Here is a 20,707-nt window from a genome sequence, read left to right on the forward strand (position 1 = left end):
ATTTTAGAATAGTTGGAGTTGCAATGTTCTGAGCTATTTAATTAACAATTTCTGCAGTAATGTGCATATCATCTGCAATGCTTAATCCTTCACGCGAAGCAGTGTCATAAAATTGAATGGGTAAGGCAAAACTATCACCTATTTTTATAGTCACTTTCATATTGATTTACCTCAATTCAAATTTGATTCAAGTTCTAACTACGTAATTAATCCGTTGGATTTGCTGTATGTATAAGTGGCTTTTTCAACGATCCATTTCAATCGATCAATTTAATTTTAAAACCCTCCAGTTTTACAGGTGACTCTGTAGTGGTTTCAGGTATGCCATAAGCAAGATTGATGATGAATTTAGCCATTTTCCGCTTTATCTCATTCATTTTGAATCTGTAGCATGTAGAGCATCTTTTTTGTTGGCAAAAGTCCCTTTAATAACCTTTGTCTTGGATAGTGGCTCATTGCCCTACTACTTTTTTCTGTATTACCGGAGGTCACTCGCTGACGTTTTGTTTGTCTATATCTTGATCGTTTACAGAAATATTGGTGTAATCCGATGACCGATTTTGCTCATAATATCGGAATTGATCGCCATCACTTCTAGTCACTGTAATTGATGACAAATTTTGACCTAAAGCGGATTTAGCTGTACCAGCCTTAAAAAATAAGTAAACGATTTTTTGACTACCTTTCTACACCATGGTTTCGATGTTTAATTAAAATTACGTAATTTCTAGTGTTCCACCGATCCCTCTTTAATGACGCATTTTTATAATAAATATCAGTATGCGATAAATAGCACCTGATCACTTAACAACGACAGTTAATATTTTTAATTTCAATCATTTAAAACTTAACCAAAGGTGTACATATTTCTTGCCTATAGGAAAATTAATTAGCTATAGTTAAAAGTATTTTAAATAATTTGAAAATATTTTATTTTTCCCGCTATTTTGAAAAATAACTAAATGATCTCAGTGCGGCTTATCCAGTAAAGAAGATTGGTTTTATTTAAGGAAAATCAAGGACACACCATGGAGATACAGAAATCATAATCGGAGTAAAATTATAATGAATTTAAGTATTATGATCATCATTGGTTTAATCGTGTATTCGATAGCAGCCATGACTTATGTATACCGTTGGCGAGGAAAAGCACGTTATGACTCACTCTCACAATATTTAAGAAAAAGCTGGCCTATATTTGCACCATTTAATTGTGTTCTTTATATGACGACACGCAGCTTTGCAAAAAAGCCAATATTAGATGCTGATTTTTTGGAAAATATTGAAGTGCTTAGAGCCAATTGGACAATTATTAGAGATGAAGCTATAGCATTAGAGTCATCAGGTGTGTTTGAAGTGATCAAGACACCTGGAGCAGACGGTTATTATGATGTTGGTTTTCGCACTTTTTACAAACGTGGTTGGAGTAAATTTTACTTAAAATGGTACGGAACTACGCATGTTTCTGCGCAAAGATTATGTCCCAAGACATTGGCATTACTTAATCAAGTCCCTGCTATTCGCGGTGCCATGTTTTCACTGTTACCAGCGGGTTCTGAACTGAGCTTACACGCAGATCCTATCGGTAGTAGTTTTAGATATCATCTCGGTTTGCTGACGCCTAACTCTGAAAATTGCCAAATTAATATTGATGGGCAAACCCGTACTTGGTTTGATGGTAAAGATTTTGTCTTTGATGAAACCTATCCTCATTTTGCATATAACACAGCAAATTCAGCGCGTTTAATTCTGATGTGTGATGTTGATCGCCCGATGAATATATTCGGACGAATTTTTAACAGTGCTTATCGTATTCTTGTTAAAGGTACCGTTGTTCCAAACACGCCTGAAGATAAAAGAGGGGTGTATAGTGCGATTTTTAAATTTTTTGCGCCATTTAGACAGTATTCAATACAATTCCGTGAAAAGCATTTCAAGACGTATAAAATACTCAAATTCATTTTAAATTTAACGCTGCTATCTCTGATTTTTATGCTCTTGTATGGTGTGGTTTATTTATTTGAAATGCTCTTTTTAATGAATTAAAAATAACGTATTTTCTCACTCATTTAAGGGATATCCTTGCTCTGGTTGATGCCGAATTTTACTATTTTGTCTTTTGATCTTTGCTAGTTCTACATCCCTAAGCTTGGCTATAGACGCCAATAGGTTGATATCTGATTCATGAATTTGATCACCATGTTTTAAAGTATTGGTCTTTATAAAACACTTCGTTTTTTCTATTTAAATCATAAAAATATATAAAGCTGTAACTGACTACTTATGTTGAAAAAAATGTGAAATTTATCGAAACTTTCACCCCATTGTTTTTATTTGGTTGTATTGCTGTTATATTGTTTTATGTGAACATTTGTAAGTACTCTTCCAAGGCTGTATTTTGCATTCTGTCTTAAGTTTTGATGTATTTGGAAGAAATTGATATTTAAAAGTGGGCGATTTAAATAACTAACGTGTTAACTGAAAGTGCAAATGAGGTAAACATGAAATTAGAATTCTTAGAAGCTCATCAGACCGAACAGCTCAGCGCTTGTCGACTATCGCTGATTTTAGGGGTCTATACCTCAAATAATAAAATTGAACGCTATTTACGTGTAGCGCGTGCCGTTCTCAATGTCGAAAATGCTTTTTTTACTTTTCATAATGAGCCTTATATTTGGGTTGCAAATGAAAATGGTGATTTCAAAGCTGCGTCAGTTCCGCATAAATTTAGTTTATCGCCGTATTTTGGCAATCAGCTCATCGTTTCAGAAACTCATAAAAATTATGAAAAATTCTCACAATATATGGCTGAAATTGGAATAAAACACCAACGCTTATTGTGCTATGACTTTAAGCTAGAAGATGATGATTCTATTGCACATGTTTATTTCTATGATGATAAAGATACAAGATTTACAACTAAGCAGCAGGCTTTATTAGAAGAACTTAGCTCAGGTTTGGTGACGATTTTAGCGCGTAAATCTGAATCTCAAGATTATTATGAGTTATATGAACAAGAACGCGCTTTAAATTTTAGTAAGACCAAGTTTTTCCAAGTCATTGCACATGATTTACGTGCGCCGTTTCATGGGTTAATTGGCTTTTCGGATGTTTTAGCAAACGAACGAGAAACATTGAGTGATGACGGTATACAGGATATTGCAGACTATCTGCATGATACCTTGCAATCGACTTATTCCTTACTTGAAAACTTGCTCAATTGGGCGATGGCAGAAGGTGGGCGCTTTGTTTATCACCCAATTAATTTTAAATTAAAACAGACCACAAAGATCGTTTACGATGTGCTTAAGCCTTTGGCAGTCAATAAAAATATACAACTGATTGAAAATGTTGCTGAGGATTTAAGCGTTTTTGCAGATATGAATATGGTGACCTCGGTAATTCAAAACTTGGTTTCAAATGCCTTAAAATTTACCCGTACTGATGGTTCTGGAAAAGTTTCCATTGTTGCGCACCCCGTAGGGAAAAATATAGAAATTATTATTCATGATACTGGTTTGGGAATGACGCAGTCGCAAATTGAACAACTGTTTGAACCACAGATTAAAGCCAGTATAAAAGGCACCATTGGCGAACGAGGAACAGGTTTAGGGCTGGTTCTATGTAAACGATTTGTGGATCTCAATCATGGAAAAATCTCTGTAAGCTCTAAAACAGGTGAGGGAACGACTTTTATTGTTGCGTTACCCGCTGCAAAAAACACCCATCAAACTTTGGTTTGTCCTGAAATCAAGCAAGATAAAATAAAAATTTCATAATTCTATATTTGAATAATTTAGCTTGATTGTGACTGGTGGTTTTTTGAGCTTTGTTTTTTAAGAAAAGTACAAAAACCTCCCTAAATGTAAAGCAAACTGCTATAAATAACTTGATAAAACATAAGTACAGGCTTTTCAATGAACATTGAGCAATTGCAAAAAACATTACATGCAAGTCAGTATGCAGAACAAGTATTAAGTCTACATCAAACCACTTTAGAACATGATTATGCAATTGATCAATTTCAACAATCGCTCAGTACTGCACAAATTCAACAACTCGTTTATGATCATTTAGTCAATATACAAGATGAAAATACGTGGATGAAAGTCTTACGTATTCTTCGTGCGCGCTTAATGTTTCGCTGGATTTGGCAAGATGCCAACCAACTCACCAATGTGGTGAAGTTGACAAGAGAACTGTCTGATTTTGCAGATGCCTGTATCGTTGCAGCAAAAGATTTTGCCCGAATTCCTTTGCTGGCAAAACATGGCGAACCGATGGGGTATAACGGTAAGATTCAAGATTTGATCGTCATTGGGATGGGCAAGCTTGGCGCACAAGAGCTGAACTTATCTAGTGATATTGACCTGATTTTTGCCTTTGATGAACAAGGTGAAAGCAATGGGCGTAAGTGTATTGATGTACAGCAATTTTGCATTTTGTGGGGGCAAAAACTGATCTATTTATTGGATCATATTACCGCAGATGGTTTTGTATTTCGTGTGGATATGCGTTTACGTCCTTGGGGGGATGGTTCAGCACTGGCAATAAGTCATGCGGCTTTAGAAAAATATTTAAGTCAGCATGGGCGTGAGTGGGAACGTTATGCATGGATTAAGGCACGTATTATCACGGGTGGACAAGACGGTGACAGTCTATTGGACATGACCCGCCCATTCGTTTTTCGTAAATATGTAGATTACACCGCTTTTGAAGCCATGCGTGAAATGAAAGCCATGATTGAACGAGAGGTGGCTCGGCGTAACATTGCAGACGATATTAAGCTGGGCGCTGGTGGTATTCGTGAAGTTGAATTTATTGTGCAGGTTTTTCAGCTGATTTATGGCGGAGCAAAATTAGAATTACAAGACCGCCAATGCCTTGTTAGCCTAAAACATTTGGGTGAGGCAGGCTTACTGGATCATCAATCTGTTGAGGATCTTGAAGATGCCTATCTATTCTTACGACGTGTAGAGCATGCTATTCAAGCTTTGAATGACCAGCAAACACAATCTTTACCAACAGAGCCTGAACTTCGTCAGCGAATAATTGATACCTTAGGTTTTGATGATTGGGATGCTTTTATTGATTTTCTCAACCAAAAGCGCAGTAAAGTGACTTTTCAATTTGAGCATTTGATTAAAGAAAAAGGGCTAGATTCTCCGATTGAAAGTTTTAGTCAGCTGGAAAGCCAACTCAATGAGATCTTAGACAGTAATGCACAAAATCTGATTCATGAGTTTTGGTATGGTCATGCAATCAAGAAACTGCCTGCTAAAGCTGTACAGCGTTTAAAAGAATTTTGGCCGCATTTGGTTGAGGCAGTTTTACAGTCGAATAGCCCGCAAGTGGCTTTAATGCGATTGATGCCGCTGGTCGAATCTGTAATGCGCCGTACTGTGTATTTGGTGATGCTGATTGAAAGCAAAGGGGCGCTGCAACGTTTGGTCAAAATGGCCACAGTCAGTCCATGGATTTGTGAGGAATTGACACATTATCCAGTTCTGCTGGATGAGTTTTTATCCATGGATTTTGAACTGCCTCGACGAGATTATTTGGAAGATTCGCTCCGCCAGCAATTATTGCGTATTGAAATCGATCAAGTTGAAGATCAAATGCGAGTATTGCGCTTATTTAAAAAATCCAATGTGCTGACCGTTGCCGCAAGTGATGTGTTGGCAGAAAGTCCGTTAATGAAAGTTTCGGATGCTTTAACGGATATTGCAGAAGTTTCTGTGATTGCGACATTAAATTTGGCTTATCAGACGGTTGCCAAGCGTCATGGTTATCCTGTCGATGCAGAAGGCTTACGTTGTTCATTAGACCACATGGCCTATGCTGTGATTGGTTATGGCAAAGTAGGCGGCATTGAACTGGGCTATGGTTCAGACCTTGATCTGGTTTTTATTCATTATATGGATGAGCAAGCAGATACTGATGGTCAAAAGGCCATTAGCGGTTTTGAATTTGCCATGCGTGTTGCGCAGAAGTTTATGTCTCTGATGACCACACAAACTTTAGATGGTCGAGTCTATGAAATTGATACCCGTTTGCGCCCCTCTGGTGAAGCAGGCTTATTGGTCACCAGTTTAAAAGCATTTGAACAGTACCAACTCAAAAGTGCCTGGTTGTGGGAACATCAAGCAATTGTTCGCGCACGCTCAATCGCAGGTGAGCAAAGCCTAAGAGCAAAATTTGAAGAATTGCGTTGCAGGGTTCTCACATTACCGAGAGAAGAAGAGACGGTTCGCAAAGAAGTCTTGAACATGCGTCAGAAGATGAAAGATCATTTGGGTTCTTCAAAAGATCAGAAAAAAGATGGAATTTTTCATCTAAAACAGGATGCAGGTGGTATCGTTGACATCGAATTTATGGCACAGTATGTCGTATTAGCCTGGAGTGGGACGAATCCTGATCTCGCCCATTATTCCGACAACGTACGAATCCTTGAAGATGCCGCAAAGGCAGGTTGCTTATCCAGCGACGATGTATCCGCATTGATTCAAGCTTATCTCAGTGAACGCGCCGAGAGCCACCGTTTGGCACTTGCAAATCATAATATGCAAGTGAGTGCTGCGGATTGGCACGATACCCGAGAGGTCGTTTGCAAGTTATGGCAAAGATTAATTGATCCAACAGCGAGTTTCGCTTTGGAAAGTGAATAATTGTGTAAAAATTTGGAGTGTGCGCCATGAATTTGGCTGATCGTGATGGTTTTATTTGGCAAGATGGACAAATGGTTGATTGGCGTGAAGCTAAAATTCACGTCTTAACTCATACATTACATTATAGTATGGGTGTTTTTGAGGGTGTCCGTGCTTATGAAACACCTAACGGTACTGCGATTTTCCGTCTCCAAGACCATACAAAACGTTTGTTAAATTCTGCAAAAATTTATCAAATGAAAGTTCCATTTGATCAAGCAACTCTTGAACAAGCTCAAATTGATGTTGTCCGTGAAAATAAATTGGCGTCATGCTATTTACGCCCAATTATTTTCATTGGTTCGGAAAAATTAGGTATCGCTGCAACGGATAATACCATTCATGCGACAGTTGCTGCATGGAGCTGGGGTGCTTACCTTGGCGATGAAGCAATGGCGAAAGGTATTCGTGTTAAAACCTCATCATTTACCCACCATCACCCTAACGTGACCATGTGTAAAGCCAAGGCTTCAGGTAACTATACTTTGTCTATTCTTGCACACCAAGAAGTGGCACATTCTGGTTATGATGAAGCAATGCTTATGGACCCTCAAGGGTATGTATGCCAAGGTTCAGGTGAAAATGTATTCTTAGTCAAAGATGGTGTATTACATACACCAGATATTGCTGGCGGTGCATTGGATGGGATTACGCGTCAAACGATTATCACCATTGCAAAAGACATGGGTATTGAAGTTGTTGAACGTCGTATTACCCGTGATGAATTCTATATTGGTGATGAAGCATTCTTTACTGGGACTGCTGCTGAAGTGACGCCGATCCGTGAATATGATGATCGTGAAATAGGTTCAGGTGCTCGTGGTCCGATTACTGAGAAGATTCAAAAAGCATTCTTTGATGCTGTTCAAGGTAAAGATCCAAAATATGCACATTGGCTGACTTATGTAAAATAAGTGGCTGAATGCTAAAAAAGGATTCCTAGTGGAATCCTTTTTTTGTGCTTAAATTTGAGTATTGAAACAATTGAAAGAAAAATTCAAATGCTAAAATTAAGCTTTAAACTGAACAATACTATTGATTAAACCTGATAAAAATCTCGATACCAATCGACGAATTGCTTAACACCATCATCAACAGATACCGATGGTTTGTATCCGACCATCTGTTCTAAAGCACTGCTATCCGCAAAAGTATCTGGCACATCGCCCGGTTGTAATGGAAGTAATTCTAAAATTGCTTCTTTGCCTAAAGCTTTTTCAATAGCATGAATATATTCAATCAATTTTACTGGATTGTTATTGCCGATATTGAAAATACGGAAAGGCGCATAACTGGTCGATGGATCAGGATTTTTGCTGTCCCAATTTGGATCAGGTTGTGCAATTTGATCACTTGAACGAATCACACCTTCCACAATATCTGAAATAAAAGTGAAGTCGCGGGTATGGTTGCCGTGATTGAACACAGGAATAGACTTGTTTTCAATAATATTCTTGGTGAACTTAAACAAAGCCATGTCTGGGCGGCCCCAAGGACCATAGACAGTAAAAAAGCGTAAGCCTGTTGTCGGTAAATTGAAGAGATGGCTATAACTGTGCGCCATGAGTTCATTGGCACGTTTGGTTGCCGCATAGAACTGTACTGGATGGTTAACGCCATGTTTTTCACTAAAAGGCATGGTGGTATTCGCACCATAAACACTACTGGTACTGGCATAGGTTAAATGTGGCGTTTTGGCATAACGGCATGCTTCAATAATATTGGTAAAGCCAATTAAATTACTTTCGACATAGCTCAATGGATTTTCTAATGAGTAACGGACACCAGCTTGTGCAGCCAAATGAATCACCCGATCAAATTGATGATCTTGAAAACATTGATCAACGATTGCTTTATCAGCAAGATTGGCATGAATAAAAGTGAATGTTTGCTGGGTTTGTGCCGCCGTATCTTTGAGAACTGCTAATCGGGCTTGTTTTAAGGTGGGGTCATAGTAATCATTCATATTGTCAAAGCCGACAACATCATCACCACGTTCTAAAAGTTTTTTTGCAACATTGAAGCCAATAAAACCTGCTGCACCTGTGACGAGGACTTTCATTCATCTGCTCCGAAAATATCTCGTGTATAGACTTTATCTAATACATCACTTAAGTCATTAGAAACTCGATTAGCAATAATCACATCACTTTGCTGTTTAAATTGTTCTAAATCATTGACGACTTTGGATTTAAAGAACTCATCTTCTTGTAAAGTCGGTTCATAGACAATCACTTCAATTCCCTTGGCTTTGATGCGTTTCATCACACCTTGGATTGCCGACGCTCTAAAATTATCTGAACCACTTTTCATCACTAGACGATAAATACCAACTTTATTGGGGTTACGTGCGATCACCGAGTCTGCGATAAAGTCTTTACGAGTACTATTTGAGTCAACAATGGCTTGAATCAAATTACTTGGAACATGATTATAGTTAGCTAAAAGTTGTTTGGTGTCTTTCGGTAGGCAATAGCCGCCATAACCAAATGACGGATTGTTATAGTGATTACCAATACGTTGATCTAGACAAACACCATCAATAATTTGATGAGTATCTAAGCCAAAAATTTGCGCATAGGTATCCAGTTCATTGAAATAGGCAACGCGCATAGCGAGATAAGTATTGGCAAATAACTTAATTGCTTCAGCTTCAGTTGCATCGGTAAATAAAACAGGGCTGTCCTTTTTGATGGCCCCTTCTATCAATAAGTCAGCAAACAGTTTTGCGCGATCAGATTTTTCCCCAACAATAATTCGGGAAGGGTACAAATTGTCATGCAATGCCTTTCCTTCACGTAAAAATTCTGGAGAAAAGATAATATTTTCAGTGTGGAATTTTTCTTTTAAGCTCTTGGTGAAGCCGACAGGGACAGTTGATTTAATCACCATCACTGCATTTGGGTTGACCTCCAAGACTTGCTGAACCACGCTTTCGACACTTTGCGTATTAAAATAATTGGTTTTAGTGTCGTAATCCGTTGGGGTTGCAATAATCACAAAATTTGCATTGCGATAAGCTGCTTGATAATCTGTCGTGGCTGTAAAATTTAATGATTTTTCTTTTAAAAATAATGAAATATCCGCATCTTGAATGGGCGATATTTTATTGTTGAGCAAGTTAACCTTAGATTCTAAAATATCTACTGCAACAACTTCATGATGTTGTGCAAATATCATTGAATTGGATAAGCCAACGTAACCTGTTCCAGCGACTGCTATTTTCATAAAAACCTAATATAGAAAATGTGCTTGCAAAAGTTGTATTCAATTTCACTGAGATTTCATTTAAAGATTGCTCAATAAAATATCGAACAATTAAAATGATCATGATCAATGTAAATTGTTAGCGCATCATAGCATATTCTCATGAAACAAATTGTTCAGCATATGCAATCGAATACAGTAACTTGGCGATGGTAATGGTATGATATGGGGATTGCTCAGGTGGAAGATTGATGCATGCAGGTCAATGAATCAAATTTACAGTCGAATTTAGTTGAATCAGAACAGAATATCGTTTTGTGTATGAAGTGGGGCAGCAAATATGGTGCTGATTATGTCAATCGCCTATATAACATGGTCAAACGACATACCACAATTGATTTCCAAATGGTCTGTTTGACTGACCGTACAGAAGGTATTAATCCAGAGGTTCAATGCTTTCCAATTCCGCCGTTAGCATTGCCTGAAGGAAGTCCTGAACGTGGATGGAATAAGTTATCGACTTTTGAACCTGATTTATATGGTTTAAAAGGTAATTTGTTATTTTTAGATCTTGATGTGGTCATTGTAGACAACATTGATGACTTCTTTAGCTATCCGGGTGAATTCCTCATTATTCACGACTGGAAACGTCCTTGGCGTGTGACTGGCAATAGTTCAGTCTATCGTTTTAAGTTGGGTACTTTTCCTGACATCTTGCCTTATTTTCGTGAAAACTTTAAAGAAATTAGTCATAAATTTCGAAATGAACAAGAATATTTGTCTTGGTATGTCGATCAGCAGCAAAAACTCAGTTACTGGCCAAAAGATTGGTGTAAGAGTTATAAATACCATTGTTTGCAAAAGTTACCGCTTGCTTATTTCAAGCCACCAGTTAAGCCACAAGATGCCAAAATTATTATTTTCCATGGGGAAATTAATCCACCTGATGCCGTGACTGGAGGTGGGGGTAAATGGTACCGCTATGTGTTGCCTTCAGACTGGATTAAAGACGCTTGGCAATAATTTTATTTAGATGATTTGAGAACAATATAGATGCAAAACCTTGATATCGTGATTGCTTGGGTCGATGGCAATGATGTTGAGTTAAAACGTAAACGTCAGCAATATCTCACTGGTGGTGATGCCTCAGATGCTGTGAGCGATACACGTTTTGCCAGTAATGATGAGATCTATTACAACATTGCATCTATATTGAAGTATGTGCCTTTTTGCCGTCATATTTTCATTGTTACAGATAATCAGCAGCCTGAGTTTTTAAATGAATTTGTAGCGCAAGGTCTTTGTGATGCAAATAAAATTCGTGTCGTTGATCATCGTGAGATTTTTGCTGGTTATACGCAATTTCTACCTACGTTTAACACTCGGTCAATTGAAAGCATGTTATGGAATATCAACGGGCTTTCAGATTACTTCATCTACTTAAATGATGACTTCTTTTTTAATTCACCCGCTCAAATTGAAGATTTTCTTGAGAGCAATAAAATCGTCACCTATGGGCACTGGAAAAGTTGTTTTAGTTACAAGGCCAAGCTGAAATACCGTCAATTTTTAAATCGTAATTTTAATAAACCGATTCAACCCGGTCATGTGATCGCACAAATGCTGGGTGCTGATATTTTAGGATTTAAAGAGTTTTTTGAAATCCATCATTATCCACACTGTGTTGATCGTAAAATTTTAAGTGAATACTTATTGCATCATCCAGACCTACTAGAAACACAGATTAAATATAAGTTTAGAAGTGTCGAACAACTAAATCCGATTTCATTGATGAATCATTTAAAGATTCAAAAAAATGAAGCTGTTTTAAAGCCTGATTTAGCTTTGGCTTATTTGAAGAATGCTGAAAGTTTAACTGCGTTTGTAGACGCATTGAATCAAGACAATATTAAATATGGTTGTATCCAAAGTTTAGATCAACTGAATTCTGAGAATGCTGCACAGGTACGTCGTAAAATGATCGATAAATTATATGATTATTTGCCTAAATCAGTGATTTCAGCCAAAGTTTTATCGTAGGAAGCCAATCATGAAAGTTAAAACATATCTGATCAATTTAGATGGTAGTGATGAGCGGCTTGCTCGCGCAACAGAACAGTTACAAGCGGTAAACTGGGAGTTTGAGCGTTTTTCTGCTTATGATGGACGCGGCAAAGAATTGTCATGTTTTCAGGATTATGATGATGCGTTAACGCAGCAAACTTTAGGAAGACGTTTACTCAATTCAGAACTGGGTTGTTATCTCAGTCATTATGGCTGCGCTCAGAAATTTTTAGCAAGTGATGCGGATTATCTTGTTGTCTTAGAAGATGATATGAAAATTACAGCTGATTTCAAACAATCTATGGATCAAGTTTTAGCTTATTTAGATCGCCATCAAGCGCTAGATTGGTATTTGGTGAATTTAGCAGCAAAGAAGAAAAAGTTAGCCAAAGATATTACTCAGTTAGGTGACTATTCATTGTGGCATGCTTATTATTTTCCTATTCGTGGTTTGGGTTTAATCTGGTCACGTAAAGGTGCTGAAGCGTTTATTGCACAAGGCAAAACAATCGCCATGCCTGTTGATATCTTTTTTCAAACTTGGCTGAGTAAGAATGGAAAAGGATTAGGTGTTTGGCCTGCTTTTGTTCGCCCAGCAGGTCTAGATAGCGATATTTTAGGTACAGTTGCAACACAAGGAATATCTCGTAAAGAGAAAGAAAATCGTGACCATTCCTATGGTTTTAAAAAGCAAAAACGTATGTGGCGTGATCGGATGTATGCATTTAAACATCTTTATTTTTAAGTGTACAAAGATGTTCTAGTAAATGACGTAATGAATATTTTAAATACTGTATAGTTTAAATTTTATTGGTTCTGCTTTTTTGTAAAAAATATTGGATTTTTTATATGAAAATTTTTAAAAAATTATTTTATTTAGCTAAATTTCATATGATGTACTATTACAAAATTAGACATACCAATCAAAAAATTGATAACGATGCAGGACAACTGATTTTTAATCCTGTTGCTACACCCATTGAATTACCTAAAAAGATATGGATGTATTGGGAAGGTGATTTTCCTGAGTTTGTTGAAAAATGTATTCAAAATACTCAAGCAAAAAATCCATCTTATCAAGTATGTGTACTTAATCCTGAAAATGTCAGCCAGTATAGTGATATTGATTTTTCTTTATTGACGAATGCAACGCCCCAACAAAAGGCTGATTTACTCAGATTTGATCTGTTATATCGGCATGGTGGAATTTGGTTAGATGCCAGTATTATTGTCTATGAAAATCTAGACTGGATTTCTGAGTTGATGCAAAAGAATCAGACAGAATGTTTTTCATATTATCGTAAAAAAAATACCACGCAGATCGATTATCCAGTATTGGAAAATTGGTTGTTGGCAACTGTTCAAAATAATGTTTTTTTTAAATATTGGTATGATGAATTATATTTAGCAATTCAACAAACACCCAAACGCTATGTAGAAAATATTCGAAATACCCAAGAGAACAGCAAAGAATTTTTTCAAAGAATTGGTAATTTAGAATATTTAGTCGCCTATGTTGCTTGTCAAAAAGTACTTAGACAATCTTTCCCGAGTATTACGTTAATTAATTGCGATGAAAATGCTTTGTTTTATCAAGTGAAAAATCAGTGGATCAAAGAAAAAATTTTAATTGATTTTGCTATTAATTATCCTCCAGCCGAAGCGCCTAGATTGTTAAAACTCGCAGGAAAAGAACGAAAAACACTCAGTTATTACTTCTCAAAAAAAATGTATTTTAAAGATAGTTTCCTCGATATTTCTTAGCAAAGTATGTAAGTAAGGATGATTGCTAGACAAAAAAATAGTAAAATAGGTCTATTGCTTATAGTCACATCTCTATGAAAAAAATCGTTATTAGCCTATCGACAGCACTTGAACGTAGACAACATATATTGAGTGAATTTGGGAAAAAAAATGTAGCTTTTGATTTTTTTGATGCTTTAACGCCAGAGCCTGCGGCTATTTTTGCCCAAGCGCTTGATTTAAATATTGATGAGCAAGCTTTAACCAAAGGTGAGGTTGCTTGTTTTATGAGTCACGCCTATTTATGGAAACAAATGGTTGATGACAATACCCCGTATATGGCGATATTTGAAGACGATATTTATTTAGGCGAAGACGTCAATGAATTTCTTTCTGATAGTCAATGGATAGATCCAAGTTGGCATCTTATAAAATTAGAAGAATTTACACATAGGACTGCTTTAGGAAAAAAAGTAAAATTTTTTAACGATTTTAATGATAGAGCTATTTTTCAATTAAAGAGTAAAAACCTAGGTACTGCTGGTTATATATTGTCTTTAGACGGTGCAAAAACATTGTTGGGCTACATTCAAACACTAGATAAGTTAATTGCCCTAGATCACTTAATGTTTGAATGTGTGATCACAGAAAATATTTTTTCTGTATATCAAATGAAACCTGCGTTATGTATTCAGGATGTAACCCTGTATTCATGCAAAGATAGTGTTCGGTTTGCAAGCCATTTATATAAAGAGCGTTTGCTGAGAAGAAAATACAATAAAAAGAAGGGAGTAGATAAAATTATTTTAGAACTCTATCGTATATTGCATCAGCTAAAAAGTATCCTATTTTTTAAGTCGGTAGGTTTTAAATAAATAGAGTAATTTATGAAAAGTTTCGTTATTAGCTTAAAATCAGCAAAAGACCGTAGAGCTCATATTCTTCAGCAATTTGAAGACAAAGATATTCCTTTTTCTTTTTTTGATGCGATTGAGCCTGATTCAATTGTAACCCAAGCAGAAAAAATTAATTTGACACTTTGTCAAAGTGATTTAAGTCAAAATGAATTGGCGTGTTTATTGAGTCATGTTTCACTTTGGCAAAAAGCAATCGACGAAAAAATCCCAGCAATCGCAATTTTTGAAGATGATATTCATCTCGGCCAAGATGCTGAATTGTTTTTAAAAGACTCAAATTGGTTAAGTCATGATATTGTGAAAACTGAAAAAGCCTACGCTAAAGTGGTTCTAGATTTAGATAAAACTAAGGTTTTTAACAATAAGAACTTTTTTTTAAGAAGATTGAGAAAAGCTCATCTGGGTGCTGCAGGTTATATTTTGTCTTACAACGGTGCGATTGAGCTTGTTGAATACTTAAAAAAGCAAGACGTTTTTGACCATGTCGATCAAATGATCTTTAGAAAGTATATTTCGGAACGGAAATTAGGGGTTTATCAATTAACACCTGCATTATGTATTCAAGATTATATATTGAACCCCAATGAGCAAAAATTTACGACAAGCCTTCAATGGCGAGATCAAGTTGTATCTAAACCGACAGGACTGCAAAAAGTTTTGAGAGAAGTCAGTCGGGTCTTTATTCAACTTGCTGACCTCCCGTTTAAAACCAAACTCGAATTTATTAGAAGCTCTAAAGATTAATTTATTTAAAATCAATAAATTGAATAGTATGATGGTTTTATAATCGCTTAATTGTTGTATCATTATTTTTGCACTCATCGAGATGGTTTTTCAGTGAATTTTGTTATTAGTTTAGATTCGGCTCTTGATAGAAGACAGCATATTTATTCAGAGTTTAAAAAGCATTCTGTACCATTTAGTTTTTTTGATGCGGTTACACCTGCAACAACCATAGAAAATGCGAAAAGTGTAGGGATTGAATTAACTCGCACAGGCGTCTTAACACAAGGTGAGATCGCTTGTCTTTTAAGTCATGTATTGCTATGGAAAAAAATTGTCGAACAAGACTTGGAATATATGGCAATTTTTGAAGATGATGTGCATTTTGGAGAAAACCTACAAAAATTTATTGATGATTTTTCATGGATTCCTAAAAATATACATCTTATAAAATTAGAAGCTTTTGATAAAAAAGTGGATCTCTCATTTTTTCCAACAGCTTTAATCAATGATAGGGCATTGTATCAACTTAAAGCGAAGCATCTCGGTGGAGCTGGTTATATCTTATCAAGAGAAGCTGCAGAATATTTTCTGGCATCTATTCGTAATATGCCGGAGTTAGTTCCAGTCGATCACATATTATTTGGTTGTCATGTGAAATATGCAAAGTATAAGGCTTATCAAATGGTGCCAGCAATTTGTGTTCAGGATTTTTATTTACATAAGAAATATGACAATTTTCCGAGTCATTTAGAGAATGAGCGTGCTATTCGCCACGAATCTGACAGGATTGAGCAACATCGGCAGAAAGAAGCAATGACTATACTCAGTAAAATTCAAAGAGAAGTTTTACGATTATTTCATCAAATTTTCAAATTATCGGCATATCGATCTATAAAATTTAAATGAATTTAATTTTCATTGCTGCATCAAAATCATCAGTCACTTGAATTTGTCTAGAATTGTTGAGGAAAAGAGATAGCGTCTTGGATATTTTTATAATAACGCTCTGTATTCGCCAGTTTTAGCATTTCTTTAGAACAAGACAGGATATAAGATGCAGCATCTTTACCAGACTATAATCTAGGCATAAGTAAAATTTAGGACTTAAAGCATATTTTGGAGTGCAAGTTGCACTGATGATTGCAAAAATAAATAGTTTGCGTCATTAGTATAGTGTATTGGTTTAATTTTAGACTATTTATACAAATGAGGCCCATCCTCTAACTTTCTAAATTTTTTATAGCAGGATAAATACGGCCAGACTCTTTTGAAAAATGATCAAGAGGTTGCCTGAAAATACTTGATTTCAGGTTTTGAAACAATATTTTAGCTCAGGATTTATTTTTAAATCAGAAGTTAATTAAATCAAGATCAAAAATAAGCTTTGATCTTATCTATAAAATCAAAGCTTACTAGGACGCATAACAGAGTTGGCATAAAAGCTATGGTTCGTCTGAAGAAGATAAAAACTGTTTCAGTACTTTATATTTAGCCTGTTGAGTAAAGTACTCTTCAGATGATAATGAACCAAAAACAGATAAGTGGCGACCATCCAAAGAATAGGGAATACTTTCTTTTGCCATATGATTTGGTTTAAACAAATCAGCTTGAGTGAGCAATAACGTATTTGGATAGCGCTGAGTCATGTCTGTGATGTGCTGTAGTGCATTTCTTTGCTGTTTCGCTTTAACATTATCAAAATAATTATTGAGGTTGAAATTCCGATGTAACCACAATGATCTTTTGTATAAAAGGCTAATGTTTGCATCAAAGGCATAAGGCTCGGACATCACAATAACTTTCTTATGAGATTGATTGGCGAGCTTTAGCAAATTCTCAAAGCTCTGTTCTTGATGCTGTTGTACAATATCGGACCAGCGACCTGCAAATATTAATACATTGTATTGATTTATATTGTTTTTTAAGTAGTCTCGGTTCAGCATGCATTGCTGGTAGGCTGTTGAGTTTTTGTCCCCTGTAAATTGTTTATCTATACTCGGATAACACCAATTTGTAGTAATAGCATGGATATTTAAGTTGAGTTCTTTACCAAGATAATGCCAAAAGGGAATATTATGCCCTGCAAAAGAATCGCCAAATAAAAGCACGGGTTGAGCATCAGCTTGCTTCGATCCAATATGACATTCAAGACCTTTTTGACCCACCTTAAGACTGTGATCGTCTTTAATATTATAAAAACACCAGCCATTGGAAACTTTTGGCATTTCAAGTTTTTCATTGTGTTTTAAATATAGAGAATCTGCGCGACTTTTTACACCATCCTTGTTGATGTATGAATAGAGCATAGATGCAGAAATAAGAAGAATAAAGAATAGTAAATAGCAGTAATATACTTTGATATTGACTAAATATTTTCTTGAACTTTCAATATATTTATAGCTTAACCAACCTAAAATAAAAGAGATTAGAATCGCTAGACTAATATTGACGAAGTTTTTTTCAAAGAAAAAATATCCAAGTAAAAAGGCAACAGGCCAATGCCACAAATAAATAGAGTAAGAGGCACTGCCTATATTTTGAATTAATTTAAATTTGGTGAAAATTGAATTTTGCTGATTGGCAATAAGAATCAACATCGTTCCAACTACAGGAACTAATGCGTTATAACTTGGCCATATTGTATCTTGACCAAACAGAACTAAACTGAGCACAATGCATGAGAAACCAGCAATTTCAAAAAAATACTTTATCGGTTGGGTTGGTGTATACGTTCTAAAATAATAATAAGCCAAGCCACCAGCAAGCAATTCCCAAGCACGAGAGCTGAGCTTAAAAAAAGCATAGATGGAGTCTTTAGATGAGATATAAATCGAAAAGATTAGAGATGAAATACATAATAAGATTAAAAATATCCCTAAGAATTTTTTATTTTGAATAATTTTAAAATATAAATAAACAAGAATAGGAAATAATATATAAAATTGCCATTCTACTGATAAAGACCAAGTATGCAGTAATGCTTTATCATGTGAGCTTACAGCAAAATAATCACCTGCTTGACGATAATATAAGTCATTGGATAAAAAACTTAGACTATATTTTGCATCTTTAGCAAATAGCTTAAAATCTTCTGGGATGAAAAAAAACCATCCACAAACCGTCATAGCCAATACGACAAAAAAAAGTGCAGGAAAAATCCGTGTGATTCGCGCTAAATAAAAGTTTATAAAAGAGAAACTGTTTCTTTCAAGGTTCTCAATAATAATTTTGGTCATTAGATAACCAGAAATAACAAAGAAAACATCGACGCCTAAAAAACCAGCAGAAAATCCTGAAACCCCGAAATGGAACAGAACGACAAGTATTACGGCATAGGCGCGGAGCCCATTGATATCATCACGAAAATTTTTGGTTTGCATATTGAAAACGAATTAGGAGCTAAGGTGAATCCAAGTTTTATAAAAGCTTTGGATCTAATTTCTCGAACGACTCTATCGCACTCTTAAGTGAAAGATTGTAAACTTTAATATTCTGCTTGTTTAAAAAGTGCGAGGCAGCGTCAAATGCTGGAAATATTTCAGTTAAGTATTGATTGAGCATTGTCGGTTGTTTGTTGGTACTCTTTTCATAAAAACGTGGCTGATTAAAGTTATTCATATCTAAACCTGCCAAATAAATTTCTTGATAAGATAGGGCATAAACAATCTGTAAAGCAACATATGGCACTGTGAAATAGTCAAAAATGGAATCATGGATATGCTGAGAAAATCCTTTATTTCCTTCTAAGTAAAAATAGTTTTGGTGAGGGTTGATGGTAATACGTGGCCCTAAAAATCGTTCAACTTTACCTTCTGTAATCGTTTCAATGACTTTAATTTGGCATTTAATTTGATCAGGATGAATTTTTCTGAAAATTATATCAAGACAGCGGGGTGTGGTGAAAAAAGTACATTGGCTCTGAAGTACTTTGAGCACTAAATCAAAACGGTTTTGAGTAAAATTATGATCGATAATGACATAATATTTAAATTGAACGTGATCTAATGAAATTGATCCATTAACACCTATATAATCAATATCTTGCTTTTGAAATACGTCTGCTGGATATTTCTGAATAGAGGGTCCTGTTGCAATCAACATGCTTTTTTTACAAGCACTTGTTGGCATGACTGAATTATCGACAACAAGTTTCTTGCGAAAATAAATCTGATCAATTCCACCAAATTTATTTCTTTTTACAGAATAATAAGGCCAGTATCTGCGATTATGTCGGTATGTTTTAGGGTGGCTATGTTTATAAATTAATTTATATATATTTCTTAAAATAAAATTTGAAAACAGCAATTGAATCGATTGTGGTACTTTATAGTTCATATAGCGTCGTAATGAGAAAATGAGTGAAGATGGAAAATTGTCTATTCGACAATTTATCCATCTAAAGTGAATGTAGATTTTTTAAATTTAGCTTTAATTTTACGTATTTGCTTGTTCAACCAATTGGTTTCTTGATCTGGACGAGTCACTTTATTACCGTGGTAATTAATTTGACTTGCTTTTGAAAAAGTTCCAAAAGGTTCAATTAAATAATTTTCAGGTCTATATCCCAGCTCCAGTGCTTCTGCATAGTATTGATCAAATAATTCAACTAAATCTTGACGAGGATGAGGCATAATTTTGCCATCAAACCAATGCTTTTGATTCATTTCAGCAAGACGTGGAATCGCATACTTATGACTAAATTGAGTTCCCATGTCTGAATAATGTAATACTTTAATTTGTTCGATCGCTAAATCTTCACCATCAATATTGTTGTAAGAATCTTGGTAAGGTTCAACTAACTGAGGCTTTTCTTTGATAAGGCGCATTAAATTCTTATGACTTTCCGGATTGTTACGGATCTCATCAAGTGGTGGGAGATATTGTTTAGCTTTTTCACAATCCCATACGCAAGTACATAAACGTGCTGAACTTTTCCCACCTTTCGCAATAACAATTGCATCATTATTCATTGGGTGTGACCAAAGTTCTGCAATATCACAGAGCACGATTACATCTGCATCCATATAAATCGCACGGCCTTTGAAGTCACATAACTCAGGTATTGCCCAACGGAAACCTGAAAAAGGTGTTGCCCACTTTTCTGTAGACCATCCTTTACCTGTGTCTTGATTGCTGTACCATGGACTATTTATGTCATGACTAAGTTGCATCCAAATAATTTCAACATTATGCTGTGTATGTTTACGAACACTGTGTTCTAATACCATAAGTTGTTCAAGGTCACAGTTATTGGGATCGCAACCTACAAAAATTTTAATGTTTTCAGTAATCATTATTTATAGCCCCTAAAATCACATTTATTAGAGTGGTGCCATATAGTAT

At 35.6% G+C, this 20,707-nt stretch carries 17 protein-coding genes; 11 read left to right on the plus strand and 6 right to left on the minus strand.

All coding sequences use genetic code 11. The annotated features are described in order from the left end of the window. Positions 1 to 37: 37 nt before the first annotated feature. A complete protein-coding gene (locus ACZ5QH_RS03110; RefSeq protein WP_303576722.1) occupies positions 38 to 160 on the minus strand; it encodes a hypothetical protein in 123 nt (40 codons plus the stop codon). Positions 161 to 1,065: 905 nt separating this feature from the next. Between ACZ5QH_RS03110 and ACZ5QH_RS03115 the strand changes: the two genes are divergently transcribed. From ACZ5QH_RS03115 to ACZ5QH_RS03130, 4 genes are all read left to right on the plus strand, one after another. Then, a complete protein-coding gene (locus ACZ5QH_RS03115; protein WP_303576723.1) occupies positions 1,066 to 2,046 on the plus strand; it encodes an aspartyl/asparaginyl beta-hydroxylase domain-containing protein in 981 nt (326 codons plus the stop codon). 455 nt (positions 2,047 to 2,501) lie between these two features. Continuing rightward, positions 2,502 to 3,779, plus strand: coding sequence for a sensor histidine kinase (locus ACZ5QH_RS03120; RefSeq protein WP_303576724.1), 1,278 nt, complete (start codon positions 2,502 to 2,504; stop codon positions 3,777 to 3,779). A 138-nt stretch (positions 3,780 to 3,917) separates the two neighbouring features. After that, positions 3,918 to 6,668 carry a bifunctional [glutamate--ammonia ligase]-adenylyl-L-tyrosine phosphorylase/[glutamate--ammonia-ligase] adenylyltransferase gene (gene glnE, locus ACZ5QH_RS03125; RefSeq protein ID WP_303576725.1) on the plus strand — a complete coding sequence of 917 codons (2,751 nt, stop codon included), beginning with the start codon at positions 3,918 to 3,920 and terminating at the stop codon, positions 6,666 to 6,668. A gap of 26 nt (positions 6,669 to 6,694) precedes the next feature. Then, positions 6,695 to 7,621, plus strand: coding sequence for a branched-chain amino acid transaminase (locus ACZ5QH_RS03130; RefSeq protein WP_004723137.1), 927 nt, complete (start codon positions 6,695 to 6,697; stop codon positions 7,619 to 7,621). A gap of 125 nt (positions 7,622 to 7,746) precedes the next feature. Here ACZ5QH_RS03130 and ACZ5QH_RS03135 read toward each other — a convergent pair whose 3' ends face one another. Then, positions 7,747 to 8,769, minus strand: a complete 1,023-nt coding sequence (locus ACZ5QH_RS03135; RefSeq protein ID WP_244015022.1) for an NAD-dependent epimerase — start codon at positions 8,767 to 8,769, stop codon at positions 7,747 to 7,749. Continuing rightward, positions 8,766 to 9,935, minus strand: coding sequence for a nucleotide sugar dehydrogenase (locus ACZ5QH_RS03140; RefSeq protein ID WP_303576726.1), 1,170 nt, complete (start codon positions 9,933 to 9,935; stop codon positions 8,766 to 8,768). Before ACZ5QH_RS03140 ends, ACZ5QH_RS03135 begins: the two co-directional genes overlap by 4 nt. A gap of 234 nt (positions 9,936 to 10,169) precedes the next feature. Between ACZ5QH_RS03140 and ACZ5QH_RS03145 the strand changes: the two genes are divergently transcribed. The 7 genes from ACZ5QH_RS03145 to ACZ5QH_RS03175 all read left to right on the plus strand — a co-directional run bounded on the left by ACZ5QH_RS03145 (position 10,170) and on the right by ACZ5QH_RS03175 (position 16,270). Then, complete coding sequence (locus ACZ5QH_RS03145; RefSeq protein WP_004723130.1) at positions 10,170 to 10,937, plus strand: hypothetical protein; 768 nt, start codon at positions 10,170 to 10,172, stop codon at positions 10,935 to 10,937. Between the two features lie 30 nt (positions 10,938 to 10,967). Then, entirely contained in the window at positions 10,968 to 11,954 is a 987-nt protein-coding gene (locus ACZ5QH_RS03150) for a Stealth CR1 domain-containing protein (protein WP_303576727.1), read from the plus strand. A gap of 10 nt (positions 11,955 to 11,964) precedes the next feature. Beyond that, positions 11,965 to 12,723: a glycosyltransferase family 25 protein gene (locus tag ACZ5QH_RS03155; RefSeq protein ID WP_303576728.1), complete on the plus strand. Its 759-nt coding sequence runs from the start codon at positions 11,965 to 11,967 to the stop codon at positions 12,721 to 12,723. A gap of 104 nt (positions 12,724 to 12,827) precedes the next feature. Then, positions 12,828 to 13,742, plus strand: a complete 915-nt coding sequence (locus tag ACZ5QH_RS03160) for a glycosyltransferase family 32 protein (protein WP_303576729.1) — start codon at positions 12,828 to 12,830, stop codon at positions 13,740 to 13,742. Between the two features lie 74 nt (positions 13,743 to 13,816). Then, positions 13,817 to 14,596, plus strand: coding sequence for a glycosyltransferase family 25 protein (locus tag ACZ5QH_RS03165; RefSeq protein WP_303576730.1), 780 nt, complete (start codon positions 13,817 to 13,819; stop codon positions 14,594 to 14,596). 12 nt (positions 14,597 to 14,608) lie between these two features. After that, positions 14,609 to 15,382, plus strand: coding sequence for a glycosyltransferase family 25 protein (locus ACZ5QH_RS03170; RefSeq protein WP_303576731.1), 774 nt, complete (start codon positions 14,609 to 14,611; stop codon positions 15,380 to 15,382). A gap of 93 nt (positions 15,383 to 15,475) precedes the next feature. Further along, complete coding sequence (locus tag ACZ5QH_RS03175; protein ID WP_034609932.1) at positions 15,476 to 16,270, plus strand: glycosyltransferase family 25 protein; 795 nt, start codon at positions 15,476 to 15,478, stop codon at positions 16,268 to 16,270. Positions 16,271 to 16,806: 536 nt separating this feature from the next. On the opposite strand, the gene ACZ5QH_RS03180 is transcribed toward ACZ5QH_RS03175, so the two are convergent. From ACZ5QH_RS03180 to ACZ5QH_RS03190, 3 genes are all read right to left on the minus strand, one after another. Continuing rightward, positions 16,807 to 18,744 (minus strand): acyltransferase family protein, encoded by a 1,938-nt coding sequence (locus ACZ5QH_RS03180; protein WP_303576732.1) that lies wholly within the window; start codon positions 18,742 to 18,744, stop codon positions 16,807 to 16,809. A 37-nt stretch (positions 18,745 to 18,781) separates the two neighbouring features. Then, positions 18,782 to 19,675, minus strand: a complete 894-nt coding sequence (locus ACZ5QH_RS03185) for a lipopolysaccharide biosynthesis protein (RefSeq protein WP_303576801.1) — start codon at positions 19,673 to 19,675, stop codon at positions 18,782 to 18,784. A 77-nt stretch (positions 19,676 to 19,752) separates the two neighbouring features. Beyond that, on the minus strand, positions 19,753 to 20,658 hold the full coding sequence (locus tag ACZ5QH_RS03190; RefSeq protein WP_004819062.1) for a glycosyltransferase: 906 nt from the start codon (positions 20,656 to 20,658) through the stop codon (positions 19,753 to 19,755). Positions 20,659 to 20,707 lie beyond the last annotated feature (49 nt).

This window comes from Acinetobacter sp. Ac8 (assembly GCF_055392545.1).